Annotated in this window: 18 protein-coding genes; 4 read left to right on the top strand and 14 right to left on the bottom strand. The window is 38.6% G+C overall.

Features of this window, described 5'->3' with window-relative positions; translation table 11 throughout:
- Window positions 1-33 precede the first annotated feature (33 nt).
- Together CPT03_RS18180 and CPT03_RS18185 are read left to right on the top strand one after the other, a co-directional pair.
- Window positions 34-963 (top strand): GDP-L-fucose synthase family protein, encoded by a 930-nt coding sequence (locus CPT03_RS18180; protein ID WP_099440159.1) that lies wholly within the window; start codon window positions 34-36, stop codon window positions 961-963.
- 38 nt (window positions 964-1,001) lie between these two features.
- Window positions 1,002-1,934 (top strand): hydrogen peroxide-inducible genes activator, encoded by a 933-nt coding sequence (locus tag CPT03_RS18185; protein WP_099440160.1) that lies wholly within the window; start codon window positions 1,002-1,004, stop codon window positions 1,932-1,934.
- 84 nt (window positions 1,935-2,018) lie between these two features.
- Here the strand turns inward: CPT03_RS18185 and CPT03_RS18190 are convergent, their stop codons facing one another.
- From CPT03_RS18190 to CPT03_RS18200, 3 genes are all read right to left on the bottom strand, one after another.
- Entirely contained in the window at window positions 2,019-2,624 is a 606-nt protein-coding gene (locus CPT03_RS18190; RefSeq protein ID WP_099440161.1) for a superoxide dismutase, read from the bottom strand.
- A 113-nt stretch (window positions 2,625-2,737) separates the two neighbouring features.
- Window positions 2,738-3,211 carry a nucleoside deaminase gene (locus CPT03_RS18195; RefSeq protein WP_099440162.1) on the bottom strand — a complete coding sequence of 158 codons (474 nt, stop codon included), beginning with the start codon at window positions 3,209-3,211 and terminating at the stop codon, window positions 2,738-2,740.
- On the bottom strand, window positions 3,212-3,547 hold the full coding sequence (locus tag CPT03_RS18200; RefSeq protein ID WP_099440163.1) for a tRNA-binding protein: 336 nt from the start codon (window positions 3,545-3,547) through the stop codon (window positions 3,212-3,214).
- Between the two features lie 198 nt (window positions 3,548-3,745).
- On the opposite strand from CPT03_RS18200, the gene CPT03_RS18205 reads away from it, so the two are divergent.
- Window positions 3,746-4,930, top strand: coding sequence for a class I SAM-dependent rRNA methyltransferase (locus CPT03_RS18205; protein WP_099440164.1), 1,185 nt, complete (start codon window positions 3,746-3,748; stop codon window positions 4,928-4,930).
- Window position 4,931: 1 nt separating this feature from the next.
- On the opposite strand, the gene CPT03_RS18210 is transcribed toward CPT03_RS18205, so the two are convergent.
- The 7 genes from CPT03_RS18210 to CPT03_RS18240 form a co-directional block, all read right to left on the bottom strand.
- Entirely contained in the window at window positions 4,932-5,171 is a 240-nt protein-coding gene (locus tag CPT03_RS18210; protein WP_099440165.1) for a DUF6814 family protein, read from the bottom strand.
- A gap of 17 nt (window positions 5,172-5,188) precedes the next feature.
- Complete coding sequence (locus tag CPT03_RS18215; protein ID WP_099440166.1) at window positions 5,189-6,724, bottom strand: MFS transporter; 1,536 nt, start codon at window positions 6,722-6,724, stop codon at window positions 5,189-5,191.
- 54 nt (window positions 6,725-6,778) lie between these two features.
- Window positions 6,779-7,834 carry a nucleoid-associated protein gene (locus tag CPT03_RS18220; protein WP_099440167.1) on the bottom strand — a complete coding sequence of 352 codons (1,056 nt, stop codon included), beginning with the start codon at window positions 7,832-7,834 and terminating at the stop codon, window positions 6,779-6,781.
- A gap of 8 nt (window positions 7,835-7,842) precedes the next feature.
- On the bottom strand, window positions 7,843-8,634 hold the full coding sequence (locus tag CPT03_RS18225) for a TerC family protein (protein WP_099441175.1): 792 nt from the start codon (window positions 8,632-8,634) through the stop codon (window positions 7,843-7,845).
- 84 nt (window positions 8,635-8,718) lie between these two features.
- Window positions 8,719-10,020 carry a hypothetical protein gene (locus tag CPT03_RS18230; RefSeq protein WP_099440168.1) on the bottom strand — a complete coding sequence of 434 codons (1,302 nt, stop codon included), beginning with the start codon at window positions 10,018-10,020 and terminating at the stop codon, window positions 8,719-8,721.
- A 93-nt stretch (window positions 10,021-10,113) separates the two neighbouring features.
- Complete coding sequence (locus tag CPT03_RS18235; RefSeq protein WP_099440169.1) at window positions 10,114-10,641, bottom strand: hypothetical protein; 528 nt, start codon at window positions 10,639-10,641, stop codon at window positions 10,114-10,116.
- A 1-nt stretch (window position 10,642) separates the two neighbouring features.
- A complete protein-coding gene (locus CPT03_RS18240) occupies window positions 10,643-11,188 on the bottom strand; it encodes an RNA polymerase sigma factor (protein ID WP_099440170.1) in 546 nt (181 codons plus the stop codon).
- A 297-nt stretch (window positions 11,189-11,485) separates the two neighbouring features.
- Here CPT03_RS18240 and aspS point away from each other — a divergent pair, with 297 nt between their 5' ends.
- Window positions 11,486-13,231 carry an aspartate--tRNA ligase gene (aspS, locus tag CPT03_RS18245; RefSeq protein WP_099440171.1) on the top strand — a complete coding sequence of 582 codons (1,746 nt, stop codon included), beginning with the start codon at window positions 11,486-11,488 and terminating at the stop codon, window positions 13,229-13,231.
- Window positions 13,232-13,281: 50 nt separating this feature from the next.
- Here aspS and CPT03_RS18250 read toward each other — a convergent pair whose 3' ends face one another.
- The 4 genes from CPT03_RS18250 to CPT03_RS18270 all read right to left on the bottom strand — a co-directional run bounded on the left by CPT03_RS18250 (window position 13,282) and on the right by CPT03_RS18270 (window position 16,030).
- A complete protein-coding gene (locus tag CPT03_RS18250; RefSeq protein ID WP_099440172.1) occupies window positions 13,282-13,725 on the bottom strand; it encodes a hypothetical protein in 444 nt (147 codons plus the stop codon).
- Window positions 13,703-14,092 (bottom strand): phage holin family protein, encoded by a 390-nt coding sequence (locus CPT03_RS18255; RefSeq protein WP_099440173.1) that lies wholly within the window; start codon window positions 14,090-14,092, stop codon window positions 13,703-13,705. Before CPT03_RS18255 ends, CPT03_RS18250 begins: the two co-directional genes overlap by 23 nt.
- 23 nt (window positions 14,093-14,115) lie before the next feature.
- Complete coding sequence (locus CPT03_RS18260) at window positions 14,116-14,382, bottom strand: YtxH domain-containing protein (RefSeq protein WP_099440174.1); 267 nt, start codon at window positions 14,380-14,382, stop codon at window positions 14,116-14,118.
- Between the two features lie 190 nt (window positions 14,383-14,572).
- On the bottom strand, window positions 14,573-16,030 hold the full coding sequence (locus tag CPT03_RS18270) for a hybrid sensor histidine kinase/response regulator (protein WP_099440175.1): 1,458 nt from the start codon (window positions 16,028-16,030) through the stop codon (window positions 14,573-14,575).
- Window positions 16,031-16,032 lie beyond the last annotated feature (2 nt).

The following is a 16,032-nucleotide window of genomic DNA, read 5'->3' on the forward strand; positions in this document are numbered from 1 at the left end:
TTTCGTACTTTTGTATTAATCATTAAAAGCACATTGGAAAAGAACGCAAAAATATATGTAGCTGGTCACCGTGGTATGGTTGGCTCAGCAATTTACCGCAAATTAGTTAACGAAGGTTTTACCAATCTGATCACCAGAACTTCAGCCGAATTAGATTTACGCAATCAGCAAGCTGTAACTGATTTTTTTGAAACCGAAAAACCAGAGTATGTATTCCTGGCAGCGGCAAAAGTAGGTGGCATAATTGCCAATAACACTTACCGGGCCGATTTCCTTTACGAGAACCTTTGCATCCAAAACAATGTTATTCATGAATCCTATAAAACAGGCGTAAAAAAGCTGATGTTTTTAGGTTCAAGCTGCATCTATCCTAAACTTGCACCGCAACCCTTAAAAGAAGACTATCTGCTTACAGGCCTGCTCGAAGAAACCAACGAACCTTATGCCATTGCAAAAATAGCAGGCATAAAAATGGCCGATGCTTACCGCTCCCAATATGGCTGCGATTTTATCTCTGTAATGCCAACCAATCTATACGGCTATAACGACAACTATCATCCGCAAAATTCACATGTGCTTCCTGCTTTAATTCGTAAATTTCACGAGGCAAAAGTTAGCGGAGCTACAGAAGTTAACATATGGGGTTCTGGTTCTCCAATGCGCGAATTTTTATTTGCCGATGACCTAGCTGATGCCTGTTATTTTTTAATGCAGGAATATAACGAACCCGGATTTGTAAATATTGGAACCGGAAAAGACCTCATGATAAAAGACCTTGCACTATTAATTAAACGAATTGTTGGCTTTGAGGGCGAATTAACTTTCGACAACAGTAAACCAGACGGAACACCCCGCAAATTAATGGATGTATCTAAACTACATTCACTGGGCTGGAAACATAAAATAGAGCTCGAAGAAGGAATTAAATTGGCTTATCAGGATTTTTTAGCTAAGCATAGTTAAAATTGATATATTTGCTAAAGAGAATAAACTTTAGCTATATGACCTTAGTTCAACTGGAATACATAGTAGCGGTAGATACTTACAGAAGTTTTGTAGGCGCTGCCGAAAAGTGTTTTGTTACCCAGCCTACCCTTAGTATGCAGGTGCAAAAGCTTGAAGAAATGCTGAATGTAAAAATATTTGACCGAAGTAAACAGCCCATAATTCCGACAGAAATAGGTGCTCAGATTATTGAGCAGGCGCGCTTTGTTCTTCAGGAAAGTCAAAAAATCAGAGAGATTATCAGCAGTCAGCAACAAGATGTTGTTGGCGAACTTAAGGTCGGCATTATACCCACAGTTGCACCTTACCTTTTACCAAAGGTGATTGCGGCAATGATGGAAAAGTACCCCGAATTAAAACTCCTGATCTGGGAATATACCACTGAAGATATCATCCATCATTTAAAAACAGGAATATTGGATTGCGGAATTCTTGCCACCCCACTGGGAGACAATTCAGTAGAAGAGGCGCCGCTGTATTATGAAAACTTTGTTACCTACATCAGCAAAAACAGCAAACTATATAAAAAGAAAGCAATAGATGCCGATGATCTTGAGGATGAAAACATCTGGTTATTAAATGAGGGGCATTGCATGCGATCACAAGTGTTAAACATATGCCGTTCAACCAAGCAAAACCGCTTACAAGGCTTAACCTATAACACAGGTAGCGTTGAAACCCTTATCCGTATGGTTGATATGAATAATGGTGCTACGCTGCTCCCTGAGCTTGCACTTGAAGAATTAAGTAACAAGCAAATGAGTAAAGTAAGGCATTTCAAATCCCCTGAACCTGTTCGCGAAATCAGCCTGGTTACCCATAAAAACTTCATCAAAAAAAGAATGTTGAATGCGCTGAAAGAAGAGATCCTGACCGTTATCCCAAAAACGATGCGCCAGAAAAAGAAAAAGGATGTTGTAGGAATATAAAAATTTAATAAGTCGATATAAACAAATGGGCGTTGAAATATCAACGCCCATTTGTTTATATATCTCTTTAAAACAGTATGCTAATTATGCCTTTTTGAAGCGTTCAGCAACAGCATCCCAGTTAACTACATTCCAGAAAGCTGAAATATAATCAGGACGTCTGTTTTGATATTTTAAATAGTATGCGTGTTCCCAAACATCCATACCTAAAATTGGCGTACCTTTTACTTCAGCAATATCCATTAAAGGATTATCCTGATTAGGAGTAGAAGAAACTACCAGTTTTTTATCAGCACCAACGCTTAACCATGCCCATCCTGAACCAAAACGGGTTGCGCCAGCTTCAGCAAATTTAGTTTTGAAATCAGCAAAAGTTCCAAAAGCTGCATTGATTGCTTCAGCTAATTCGCCTTTAGGTTCCCCGCCTTTGTTTGGACCAATAACTTCCCAAAACAAAGAGTGGTTATAATGACCACCGCCATTGTTTCTGACAGCAGCCGGGAATTTAGAAATGTTTTTAACGATTTCTTCGATGCTTTGGCCAGCTTCTGGCTTGCCTTCTAAAGCTTTATTTAAGTTGGTAACGTAAGCCTGATGATGTTTACCATGGTGGATCTCCATAGTTTGTTTATCGATATGCGGTTCTAATGCATCTGTTGCGTATGGTAACGCAGGTAATTCAAAAGCCATATTAATTATGATTTAAGTTTAAAAAATATTTCTGGACAATTCTGGTTGAATTGGAATTCAACTGAGCAAATATAACATTCGGGGGTTAAGTTTTGTTCAATTATTTGTCAATATTAACCCCTTTTATTTATAAAAAACCGTTTCATCAGATCACCGCACTGAAGTGCAAGAACATTTCCCTGTAAAATGGTTTTAGGATGTAATAACGACCCTCCTTTAGTAGTGAAACCTCTTTTTGGCTCCGGTGCACCGTAAACAATGCGGCCTATTTGTGTCCAATAACTTGCTCCTGCGCACATTACGCAAGGCTCTACCGTTACATACAGAGTACAATCTTTTAAATATTTACCACCAAGAGTTTGCGAAGCTGCTGTGAATGCCTGCATTTCGGCATGTGCAGTAACATCATTTAGCTGTTCTGTTAAATTATGACCCCGACCTACTATCCTGCCCTTACATACCACTATTGCGCCAATTGGGATTTCTTCCGCATCAAATGCTTTTTGAGCCTCCTGGAGGGCTAAAAGCATGTAGTGTTCATCCTCTGCAGCCGGGTTTTCTTCTTCTGAAAAATTATAATAGCTCATTTAGCACAATTTACTGCCATTAGGCACTTTACCATTTAAGGTTGTTAATACAATATCTCCATTCTCATCTGCAAAACCGGTTACTAAAAACTCCGACATAAATTTACCGATCTGTTTTCTAGGAAAGTTAACCACTCCTACTATTTGCTTACCTACAAGCTCCTCTTTAGTGTAAAGAGCGGTAATTTGCGCACTACTCATTCTGATTCCCAGCTCACCAAAATCTACCTTTACTTTATAAGCCGGCTTTCTCGCCTCCGGAAAATCGAAAACCTCCAGAACAGTTCCCGCCCTGAGTTCTACCTTTTCAAAGTCATTCCAGGTTATTTCTTCCATATTATTCCTCTCAAATCGTAAAAGTAATGAAAAATAGCTATGCACCCCAATTCTCATACTGCCCACCCTCTTTGCCCCTCTGTTTTCCAAAAAAAATTGTTTTCTCAGAGGAGGCCAAGGCGCTGTTGCCTATTTAGCGTAGCGGGCAACAGATGCCAGACTCCGAAGAAAATGCTATTTTTCCATTATATTTGCGCCATGATCGATGTAATACTCAAAAAAGGCAAAGAAAAAGCTGCCGTACTTCGCCATCCATGGATTTTTTCAGGAGCATTAGATAAAGTTAAAGGCAAGCCTTTAAACGGCGAGATCGTATCTGTATGGTCGGCAGAGAAAGAATTTCTGGCCTATGCGTATTACAATGACCAGTCGAGAGTTGCTTTGCGCTTGTTAGAGTGGAATCAGAATACTGAAATAAACAAAGCCTGGTATCAGCAAAAGCTTAAAGGTGCAATTGCATCGCGCAAGCATGTGTTAAATGAACACACGAATACCTGCAGACTTGTATTTAGTGAGGCCGACTTTTTGCCCGGCTTAATTGTAGATAAATATGCTGACTTTTTATCTCTGCAGATTTTAAGCGCAGGTATAGAAGCTGCTAAAGAAGATATTATTGATATTTTAAGGGAAGAGCTAAATCCTAAAGGAATATTTGATAAAAGTGATGCCGGAGCTCGCAAACACGAAAACCTGGAAGCTACCCAGGGCTTGTTATGGGGAGAAACTCCTCCGGAGTTTATTGAAGTAAAAGAGAATGGCGTGGTTTACCACATTAATATTGCAGACGGACAAAAATCGGGCTTCTATTGTGATCAGCGTGACAACAGATTAATCCTTGCAGAATATACCAAAGATAAAACCGTATTGGATTGTTTCTGCTATAGTGGTGGTTTTTCATTAAACAGCTTAAAGCAGGGAGCAGCTCATGTAACCAGTGTTGACAGCTCTGCCCTTGCCATAGAAACCTTGCAACATAACCTTAGCCTGAACGGAATTGCTCAGGATAAGCAAACCAGTATCCAATCAGACGTAAACAAGCAACTGCGTACGTTTAAAGAAGAGGGTAAGAAGTTTGATGTACTAGTGCTTGACCCACCAAAATATGCACCGTCACGATCGGCATTAGACAGGGCTGCACGTGCCTACAAGGACTTAAACCGACTTGGCATGCTTCTTCTTAAAAGTGGTGGTATATTGGCTACTTTCTCCTGCTCTGGCGCTGTGGATTTAGAAACTTTTAAACAGATTATTGCCTGGGCAGCATTAGACGCAGGTAAAGAAGTGCAAATTATAAAGCAATTTAGCCAGCCAGAAGATCACCCTGTACGTATTTCCTTCCCTGAAGGTGAGTATTTAAAAGGATTATTACTACGGGTATTGTAACCTAATCTTCCGGTAACTTATCGTATTCTCCTTTAAGTGCATAATAGCCAAAAACAACAAGGCCTGCACTGATTGGGATAAAAATAAACAGGATAATTCCCCACTGCAGGGCGGTATTTGTTTTGGCAACTCCTTCGGGTGCCAGGCCTACTTTTTCAATAGCCTGCATAAACATAAATATGATGGATGCCGGACCAAGTATGATCCAGAATATTCCTAATGCTTTTTTTAATGCGTTCATCGTAATTTCTTTTTTAATTAATGATCAGCCTCGCCATGGTCTGGCTTCTTATTGGATAAATAAACTGCGCCTATAACGAAACTTAATGCCGCAATACCAATTGGATACCACAAGCCGGATAGTGGCGTAGAACCCGAGAAACTGGCTATAAGCGTAGCAATAAAAGGTACCAGACCACCAAACACGCCATTACCCACATGGTATGGCAGCGACATAGAGGTGTATCTTATTTTGGTTGGGAACAACTCAACCAAAAAAGCTGCAATTGGGCCATAAACCATAGTTACCAGAACAATCTGAAAGAAAATAAGGAATACAAATTTCCAGAAAACAGGAGTAGAAAGTTTCTTATCCTTAAAAACATCCGGCGAAATAGTTGCCGGTTTTCCTGGATCAGCATATTTGGTATGCGCCTGTATTTTTGTAAATGAGCCTCCGCTTAATAAGGTAACCTGCGATGTAGTAGTAATTAAACTATCTGAGCTGTTTTCTATTAAGGTTCTTGTAGTTACAGGATTGGAAATCACTTTAATGTATTTTTGTTCTATTCTGGTTACATCGGTATCGTCTAGAAATATCTGATATATTGGCCTGTAAAAAATAATACCCAGCAACATCCCGGTAAGCATGATCCACTTTCGGCCTACTTTATCGCTCCAAGAACCAAATACCACAAAGAAGGGGGTTGCAAATGCTATACCCCATAAAAGAATATACCTGGAGTCGTTAAAATCTACATGGCAAGTGTTTTCAATAAACGATTGGGCATAAAACTGACCTGTATACCAAATAACTCCTTGCCCCATTGTTGCACCAAAAAGAGCCAGCAAAACCATTTTAAAATTCGCCTTGTGGCTAAAGCTTTCTTTGAGCGGATTTTTAGAAATATTGCCTTCGGTTTTAAGCTTAGCAAACATTGGCGATTCGTGCATTTTCATGCGGATATAGATGGAAACACCTACTAATAAAATAGATAACAGGAATGGAACCCGCCAACCCCAGTCGGCAAAATCATCTGTACCAAGTATGTTTTTGGTTAATACAATTATACCAAGCGAAAGGAATAGCCCTCCGGTTGCCGTGGTTTGAATCCAGCTGGTAAAAAAGCCGCGTTTATTTGCAGGTGCATGCTCTGCTACATACGTTGCTGCACCGCCATACTCGCCCCCAAGGGCAAGGCCTTGTATCAATCGTAAAATCAATACTAAAATTGGTGCGGCATAGCCGATACTGGAATAAGATGGGATAAGCCCGATTAAAAAGGTTGAGCCGCCCATAAGTACCAGGGTTAACAGAAAGGTATATTTACGGCCAATAAGATCTCCTAAACGACCAAATACCAATGCGCCAAAAGGACGAACAATAAACCCCGCAGCAAATATTGCAAGGGTATTTATTAATGCAGAGGCGCCTGCATCGGCAGGAAAAAGTTGTGATCCGATAATGGTGGCAAGGCTTCCAAAAATATAGAAATCATACCATTCGATTAATGTGCCGAGGGACGACGCCCCTATTACTTTGAAAATACTACTCTTTTGCGGTTCAGGGTTCATATTATAGTTTAGGATATTTGGCTTACCACTAAACTACAATTATTTAATTACTAATTACTCCTCATCCCTGAAATAAACCTTGTAGTAATTCATAGATTTATCGTCATCGAACCCTTTTTCTATCAGTTCCTTATCGCCATGGATATAGATGTGGAAGTTTTTATCAAGCTTAAGCACACTTTTAAAAACACGTGCTTGTTTCTTTACCGCGGCTCCTGAAATATCAAAACTATCAGGAATAGGTGCATCAAACTCTTCTTCGTAATTTTTCTTATAGTTTTTAAAGGCTTCGATCCCTTCGGTATTGCCAATCACCTCGTTCGAGAATTCATCAATATCAAAGCTTTCTTTTTCTTTAAAGTATTTCATAGACTTGTTTAACAAATCTATTTTATCGGCCTTAGAGATATCGAATTCCTGATCTAGCTGTTCGGTAACAAAGGTTTTGTATACCCCCAACACATTGTTTGTCTGATTAAAGTTATCGTTTCTGATTTTTAGCTTCAGGAACTCATCTTTCCAGTAAACTGCCTCTGCGCTACGATTGGTTTGATCTATTACTGCTACCCTGAACCCCTCTTCTTTATCGGTATTAAAGATTAGGCAACCCTTATCAAGCTTATTGATATTAATGGCATCCTGTTCGTAACTTAAGCCGAAGCCACTATTTTCCGGGTATACTTTTAAGTAAGTTTCTTTGGTTTCCGATTTGAAGATCCCGATAGCATCATGAAGCTCTCCTTCTATTTGCACGTTTTCGAAATAGGCCAAATAGAGCTCTCCTGATTTTATTTTCGGATGCCCGGATACATCGTAAAGATATTTGGCAAGCTCTTTACCGTTTTCATGAAAGGTTTCCCCTTTTTCGAATATCTCTGATGCAAAATGATATACTTCATTTAAGTTAAGATCGGAATTGGGATGAAAAAAACGATAAATCTCATTCACCTTTTCGTAAGGGCTAAGAAAATATTGCTGTAACAGATTGCTTAGCATGTTATCTTGTATGGTTACAGACTGCTCAGACAACACGTAAAATTCGTCTTGCGATTTGTTTCCAATTCTATGTATGGAAAGCTCAGCAAGGGAGGCTTCAAAAAAAGAAATCATTAATGGTATTAGTTTTTAGTTTCCTCTTCGCGAGGGGTATTTCTCAACTCAATAGGTTTTTTGGCATTCTTTTTCATTTTCAAATTCAGCATCTCTACTAAAACTGAAAAAGCCATTGCGAAATAAATATATCCTTTAGGAATATGCTGATCTAAACCTTCGGCCAAAAGCGAAACACCAATTAACAACAGGAATGATAAGGCGAGCATTTTTACTGTAGGGTGGTCGTTTACAAAATTACTGATTGCACTGGCCGAGAACATCATGATAATTACAGCGATAACAACCGCAGCGATCATTACCTCAACATGCTCTGCCATACCTACGGCTGTAATTACAGAATCTAATGAAAATACAATATCCAGGAGTAGAATTTGGATGATTACACCTGCAAAAGAGTGCACCTTGCCTTTAATTTCTTTTTCTTCTTCACTTTCCAGTTTCTCGTGGATTTCGTGGGTACTCTTATAAATTAGAAAGAGCCCTCCTACAATAAGGATGAGGTCACGCCCGGATATGGACAGTTTTGCTAACCATTCGGCATTAGAAACGCCTATTAAGTTCCCCAGATTAAACAGCTCGGAGGTTAAAGTCATTACCCAGGTAAGCGACAATAGCAGCAGTACTCGGGTAATCATGGCAAGAGCCAAACCCAATTGACGGCCTTTTTTTTGTTGATCGACAGGTAATTTACCAGACAGAATAGAGATAAAAATGATGTTATCTATCCCTAAAACAATCTCTAAAATGGTCAGGGTCAGTAATGATATCCAAGCTTCGGGACTGCTCAAAAATTCCATATTTTTTAAATTATATTTTGAAGCTAAGATATAAAAAAAGCTTGCTGAATTTATCAACAAGCTTTAGTTGTGTTTGGTTTAGTTTTATTTAAATGATACTGAACCGTAATCGGATTTTACCTTTACCCTGGCGCCACCTCCATTGCCTATTTTACCGGTATAGTTTTTAGTAGTCGATCCTCTGTCTCCTCCATCTGTAATTCTGGCCGAAACCCTGTCGCCATAGTTAAAGGAAGCATAACTGGTATGTACATCAAAATCTGCATTAAAGGAATTGTTAAAATTAACAGAGATGCCAAGGTACCCGCCATCAACAGTTAACGATTTACAGCTATTGGTTACCTCATCAATGCTTAACTTATTGTATTGCATATCGAATTTTCCATCGCCCCTTAAAGTTCCAATACTTGCACTTGTGTATTGCGCATTAAGATCTAAGCTGCCAACTGATGAAATGCTGATGTTGTTGTATTGCTGTCTGATTTTTGCGTTTCCTTTAATGGTGTTTAGATTAACATTGGCATACTGAACATCCAGATCTAGGTTTTCTACTGACCCTACGGTAAGACCTGAGCCATATTGTTGTTTAATAACTGCGTTTCCTTTAATATTTGTAACATTAACCGCGGTATATTGGGCATCAATATCAATTGTGTTAGCCGTACCTATGGTCAAGCCAGATCCATATTGCTGTTTAACAATGGCTTTATTTACTGATTGAACATTGGTTTTACCATATTGAACTGAGATGTAATTGTTGCTATTATTTAAGTTCTGAGCGGTAAAATTACCATACTGTACTTTTACATAAAGTGCGCCGCCTAAGTCGCCCATATTAATATCTCCATAATTTTGCGACATGGTTAGTGCATTGGCTGCCGGCATGTAAACAACGTAATTAATTTTCACTTCCCTGCGCCATCTTCTTCCGTTTCGGCTTCCATTACCCCAATTGCCGTTCCTTTGCTCCATTTTGGTTTTAAAAACAATCTGGTCTCCCGATTTTCCGGCTTCTATTTCAATGTTATCCAATAAAGCCTGAACATCTGCTTCATTATTGCTGTAAGCTTTTATATCAACATCAACTTTTACCTCTTTTCTGTCCCATGTTTTTACCTGTATTGATCCATATTGATTACTCAATACTATTTTATCAGAATTATCGGCAGCAAAAGTTTTAGTAAAGGTTTTTGAACGCATTGGGTCATCGTCTCCCTGGCTTAGGTTCTGCGTAAAGCCTACAGGTGTATCAACATCAATATCTGTTTTCTGCGAAACATTAACTGCCACCTCTGTATTTATCGCACTTTCGATATTTATAGATTGTGCGTCGGCAATGCCCGATGCTAGTAGCAGGGCTGCAAGAACTCCCGTTAAATTTTTCATCCTTATATAGTTTATTATTTTTCGATTGTGATGATACTATCAGATTTATCCATTCCACTAAGTGGTTTGAAAAATCATGATGGTTTCATTTGTTTAAATTTTGTTTTCCCTTTTATATTGACTGACCTCGTTTATAATGGATAATTGCTGGTTTATTACCTGAAGCTGCAGCTCCAGATTTTTTACCATGGCCCGTACTACCAATTTCTGGTTTGGACTGTTTTGCAATTGCTTTTTCAGGTTTTCGTAATCAGCACCCAGTTTTTGCAAATCAGCACTAAACTCGCTGTATAGTTTCGGATTTTCCTCTGCATACACCATTAAACTATCTTTTTTCTGTTCTATAAGGCTGGCAAATTTCATTTCTTTTTGTGCATAAACCGGATTCACATCTGCTATTTCTACCCCTGTTTTTTGACTACGATAAGTATATATAAAAGTAATTGCCATCACCACGATCAGGGATGCAGCTATAGCGAACCACAACGGCACCCTCAAAGGCTTTTTTACTTTTTCTTTATCTAATGCTGTTTCAATTTTACTCCACAACTGATCTGAAGGTGTCCCGTCATCAAAGGCCTTTTTATGCTCTCTGATATACTCTTCTAACTTTTTGCTCATCTTATGCTCCTCTCTTTTCTAATAAGCCATTTAACTTCATCTTGGCTCTCATGTATTGTGTACGCGATGTGTTTTCAGATATTTTTAGGATATGCGATATTTCTTCATGATCATACCCTTCAAATAAATACAGTGTTAACACCACTCTATATCCATCAGGAAGCCTGGCCACGGCCTCTCTGATTTCATTTACTTTTAATTCCAGTTCTTCTTCATCCTCTGTTTCGTTATCAGCAACATCTACGTCATCAATACTTATAAATTCTGCTTTTCGTTTCCGCAGCTGGTTAATTGATTTATTAATGATGATCTGCTTTAGCCATAAGCCGAAAGTTGTTTCGCCCCTAAAGGTTTCTATTCTTGTAAAGGCATCTAAAAATCCTTCCTGTAAAACATCTTCAGCCTCGGCCTCATGGTTAACTATTCTGAGGGCCACATTGTACATAGCTTTAGCATACAATTTGTAAATTTCAAATTGTGCTTTCCTATCGCCTTTGCGGCAATTGGCTACTAATTCTACGTGCTTATCTATGTATACTGCTTCCAATGTTTTTCTGATTCGTTTAATATGACAGCAGGTTTTCTAAAACGTTGCATGTTGTATTAAAAAAAGTTTTGAGAACCCTCCCATCCAAGCTCCGTAATCTGACACCTCCATGCTGAATTCATTTCATCATCCCGGACTTATCTTTCAAAAAACATGGTTAAGCGGGGCGCTGAAATGAATTCAGCATGATGAGAAGCCCTTCTAAACAGTTAATAAATTAAATATAGCAAGTAAAATCGTCAGCATTTAAAATATGTGGTTCAAAATGAATATTTTTGCCGCTTAATAATTTTAATAATGTTAAGAACAACTACTTGCGGCGCTTTAACCATTAAGAACTTAGGAGAAAATATAATCCTTTGCGGTTGGGTACAGAAATCAAGAGATTTAGGAGGCATGACCTTTATAGATATCCGTGACAGATACGGGATTACCCAATTGGTTTTCAATATGGATGATAATCGTGAATTGTGTGAAGCTGCCCGTAATTTAGGAAGAGAGTTCGTTATTAAAGCCAGCGGATTGGTTGTAGAGCGCTCTAACAAGAACCTTAAAATACCTACTGGTGAAGTTGAGATAAAAATAACTGCCCTTGAAGTATTAAATTCAGCTAAACTACCTCCTTTTTTAATAGACGATGAAACTGATGGTGGTGATGACCTGAGAATGAAATATCGTTACCTTGATTTACGTAGAAATCCGGTTCGTAACAATATGATATTGCGTCACAAAATGGCACAGGCTGTACGCAGATATTTAGATGGGCTAGACTTTATTGAAGTTGAAACACCTGTACTTATTAAATCTACACCAGAAGGTGCAAGGGACTTTGTAGTGCCAAGCCGTATGAATGCCGGTGAGTTTTATGCTTTACCTCAATCTCCACAAACCTTTAAACAACTGTTAATGGTATCTGGATTTGACAGGTACTTCCAGATTGTAAAATGCTTTCGGGATGAGGATTTGCGTGCTGACAGGCAGCCGGAATTTACTCAGATAGACTGCGAAATGTCGTTTATTGAGCAGGAAGATATATTAAATACTTTTGAAGGGCTGATCCGTACTTTGTTTAAAGAAGTTAAGAACTTTGATTTGCCTGAAGTGCCAAGAATGCAATATGCTGATGCCATGCGTTTTTATGGCTCTGATAAGCCTGATACCCGTTTTGACATGAAGTTTGTTGAAATCACGGATCTTGTTAAAGGCAAAGATTTCCCTGTATTTGACAATGCAGAGCTTGTTGTTGGTATTAATGCTATAGGCTGTGCAAGCTATACCCGTAAACAGGTTGATGAGCTGACTGATTTTATTAAGCGTCCACAGATTGGTGCAACAGGATTGATCTATTTAAGGCATAATGAAGATGGCTCATTAAAATCATCTGTAGACAAGTTCTATGATGAAGATGAGTTAAAGAAATGGTCGGCAGCTTTTAATACTCAGCCCGGCGATTTAGTGCTGGTTATGGCAGGCTTACAAGATAAAGTGCGCAAACAATTAAGTGAGCTGCGCTTAGAGATGGGCAGCCGTTTAGGTTTACGCGATAAAAACAAATTCAGCGCTTTATGGGTACTTGACTTCCCTCTTTTAGAATGGGATGAAGAGACTGAAAGATACCATGCTATGCACCATCCATTTACCTCGCCTAAGCCAGAAGACATTGATCTGCTAGACTCTAAACCAGGAGAAGTAAGGGCTAATGCTTATGATATGGTAGTAAATGGAACTGAAATTGGTGGTGGTTCAATCCGTATCCACGACCGGGCTTTACAAGCCTTAATGTTTAAACATTTAGGTTTTTCGGCTGAAGAAGCCCAAAAACAGTTTGGATTTTTGATGGACGCTTTTGAGTTCGGGGCACCTCCGCATGGTGGTATTGCATTTGGCTTTGACAGGTTATGCTCTATTTTTGCAGGCCTTGATACCATTCGTGATGTAATTGCTTTCCCTAAAAACAACTCGGGCAGAGATGTTATGATTGATAGCCCTTCTACAATTGACGATAAGCAATTGAACGAATTGAAAATAAAAACAACGGCTTAAGGCCGGTTGGCAAATAAAAAAGGGAGTTCGTTTGAACTCCCTTTTTTATTTTAATAGCTTTCACTATCTGGCGGAATGCCATAATCGACTTCCGTACTTTCTCTCTTTTTCTTAGAGCCGGTAAACCAGGATTTAACGGAATTAAAAATAGCCGACAAATGCTCTGCATCTAAAGTTTTCCCTACTTTATTTGATGCCAGGCCCACAAGTGTTTTTGTAAGAAAACCCGACCCTCTGAACAATGTGGTATTCATAATAAAAGGCAATATATAAGACATTAAACTACTGCTCAGATTCAATTTATCATCCATTTTCAGGAAAGCTGAAGGAGTTGCATATTTTTTAATAAAACCGCCTAAAGTAAATTGCCTGAAATACACTTTCGTATCACTTAGCAGCGCATCTTCCTGCATGGTGTATTCAGCTTTTAGGCTGGCTACCGTTGCATGCAGTTCTTCCAGGTTCCGGATATTATATTTTCTTGTCTTCTTCATCCTTATCCGCCAATTTGTTAAAGTAATTTCTGATAGTAAAGTTTATTATTGCCTTCTCGATATATTTTTCTTTCGTGTAATAAACGATCAGTGCCAAAAAGACATAGATTAACGCCACGCAACCAAAACCTCTTGTATAACTTCCAAGCAGGTCTGACAAGAAAAGGGCTAAAGTAAAAGTGCCAAACAAAAAGGCCAACACAAAGCAAATAGCTACCACAGCGTTGGTTACCAAATCGGCAAATATCTTTGAGATTTTCTCTACAAGATATAAACGTGTGTACTCAACCCTGGTATCTAAATAACTTTTTGCATCTTCATACAGGTCCTCAATGCCCTTCTCCTTATTCTCGTGATTTTCCTCCATACTATTGGTTTAAAGGTTGTTTATTAAGCGTGCTCTACATCATCAATAAATTCTTCTTCAGACTGACGGAGTTTGCTTTTAACAGACCCTACAACCTTATCTTTTAAGCTGGCAAGATGGTTTATTTCATCAGCAGCTTTATCTCTGATAGAGTCCCCAAGATCTTTTAGTGATTGACTTAATTTATCTCTGGTATCACTTCCTTTTTCAGGTGCTAAAAGTAATCCCAATGCTGCACCTGCAGCCAAACCGGCTAAAAGCCCTATTAATACTTTTGAATTATCACTCATGATATTTTAATTTATGTTTAACGTTTATTTTTTATTTCTGCTCTTTGTATTCTTATAACTCACCTTGCTCTGAAATTGTTTTAATTCTCTCCAATCTTTCAGTCGCCACAGCACTAGTTTCATATATTTTTATCAATTATACAAAATAAGATATTAACAAAAGCACACCAATAACTACGCCAAATGCAGTTTAAAACCATAGTGTTCCCTCATGGTATATTGGAATACGAATAAGGAATAAACTGCCTTGCGCAAGTTGCTTAAGCTTAATGGACCCATTATGTGTAGTTAACACACGCTGAGTGTGGGTAAGCCCCAATCCGCTGGCACGCTTTTTTGTTGTAAAAAATGGCTCGAAAATCTTTTCATGATCTTTAGGATCAACACCAATGCCATTATCCTCTACCCCAATCTCATACATTCCGCCATCAGAGCTGCTGCTAATATGTATCATTTTAGGATATATTTGCATGGCCTCAACTGCATTTTTTATTACACTGACCAATGCGTTCTTTATTTTTGGCTTATCGAGCAATACCTTTTGCTCTGACTGATGAAACTCTGTTGTTAGCTTTATGTTATGCCCAATTATTAAATCCTGCACTTCTGAAATGGCCTCTTCAATAACTGTTAAAATATTATGCCGCTGAAGGTTTAAGGTCTTGGTTTCTGTACTCGAAATAAAGTTTTGCATCAGCTGATTTACCCTGTCGCAATTACTTTTTATAATTTCCAGATAAGATTGAATGGTTTCATTATAAACAATTGACGAATCCGCCGCCAGCTCATCTAATGCCAGGTTCACACTACTTAAAGGATCTCTTATTTCCTCGCCCAATCCCTTTGCTATATGCTCTGAAATAGACATTTTACCCAAACTAACGGATTTTTCTTCAATATTTTTTCGATGGCTAAGGTTATGAACAATGGTATGATATACCTCTTCCATATTAACCATATCTGTTTGAATAAATGAGGATAAGCTACAATAATAAATCTCTGATTTACTTGAAATCAGTTCGCATTCAAAATCGCTCAGAGAACCATTGCTTTCCATTAGCTCCCTAAATTTTTCTGCGTCCACAGCATTACTAAAAACAGCATTGGTATTTAACTGAAGTATTTCTGATCGTTCATAATCAAAAAACTTTAATCCTGCGGTGTTGATATCGTAAATTCTTCCTGAATAATCAGACACAAGAATGGGGTCGTTTGCCTGTTCAAAAATAGCTCTGTACTTACGTTCGCTAGCTTTGAGGGCTTTTACTGATCCGGCCTGTTTAATAGCGTACCTGATACTGCGATCTAGAGATGAGGGGTCTATTTCGTCTTTAACCAAGTAATCGGCCGCGCCAATATTCATCGCCTGTTCATCAATAGCCAAGTCACCTTTACCCGTAAGCATAATTATTGGCTCTTCGCACCCCGAATTAATAGCCTCAATGAGCAAGTCTATTCCGGTTCCTTTACCTAATCTGTAATCAACAAGAAAAACGTCGAACTGTTTCTTTAAAATAGCATAAATGCCCTTCTCATAACTGTTCACCCATGACAGTTCATATCTCGGAGATATCTGGTTAAAAACCTCCCTGGTAAGAACGTAGTCATCTTCATCATCGTCAATTAACAGGACTCTTACTTGCTTCATAA

It is taken from the genome of Pedobacter ginsengisoli, assembly GCF_002736205.1.
Classification (GTDB): domain Bacteria; phylum Bacteroidota; class Bacteroidia; order Sphingobacteriales; family Sphingobacteriaceae; genus Pedobacter; species Pedobacter ginsengisoli_A.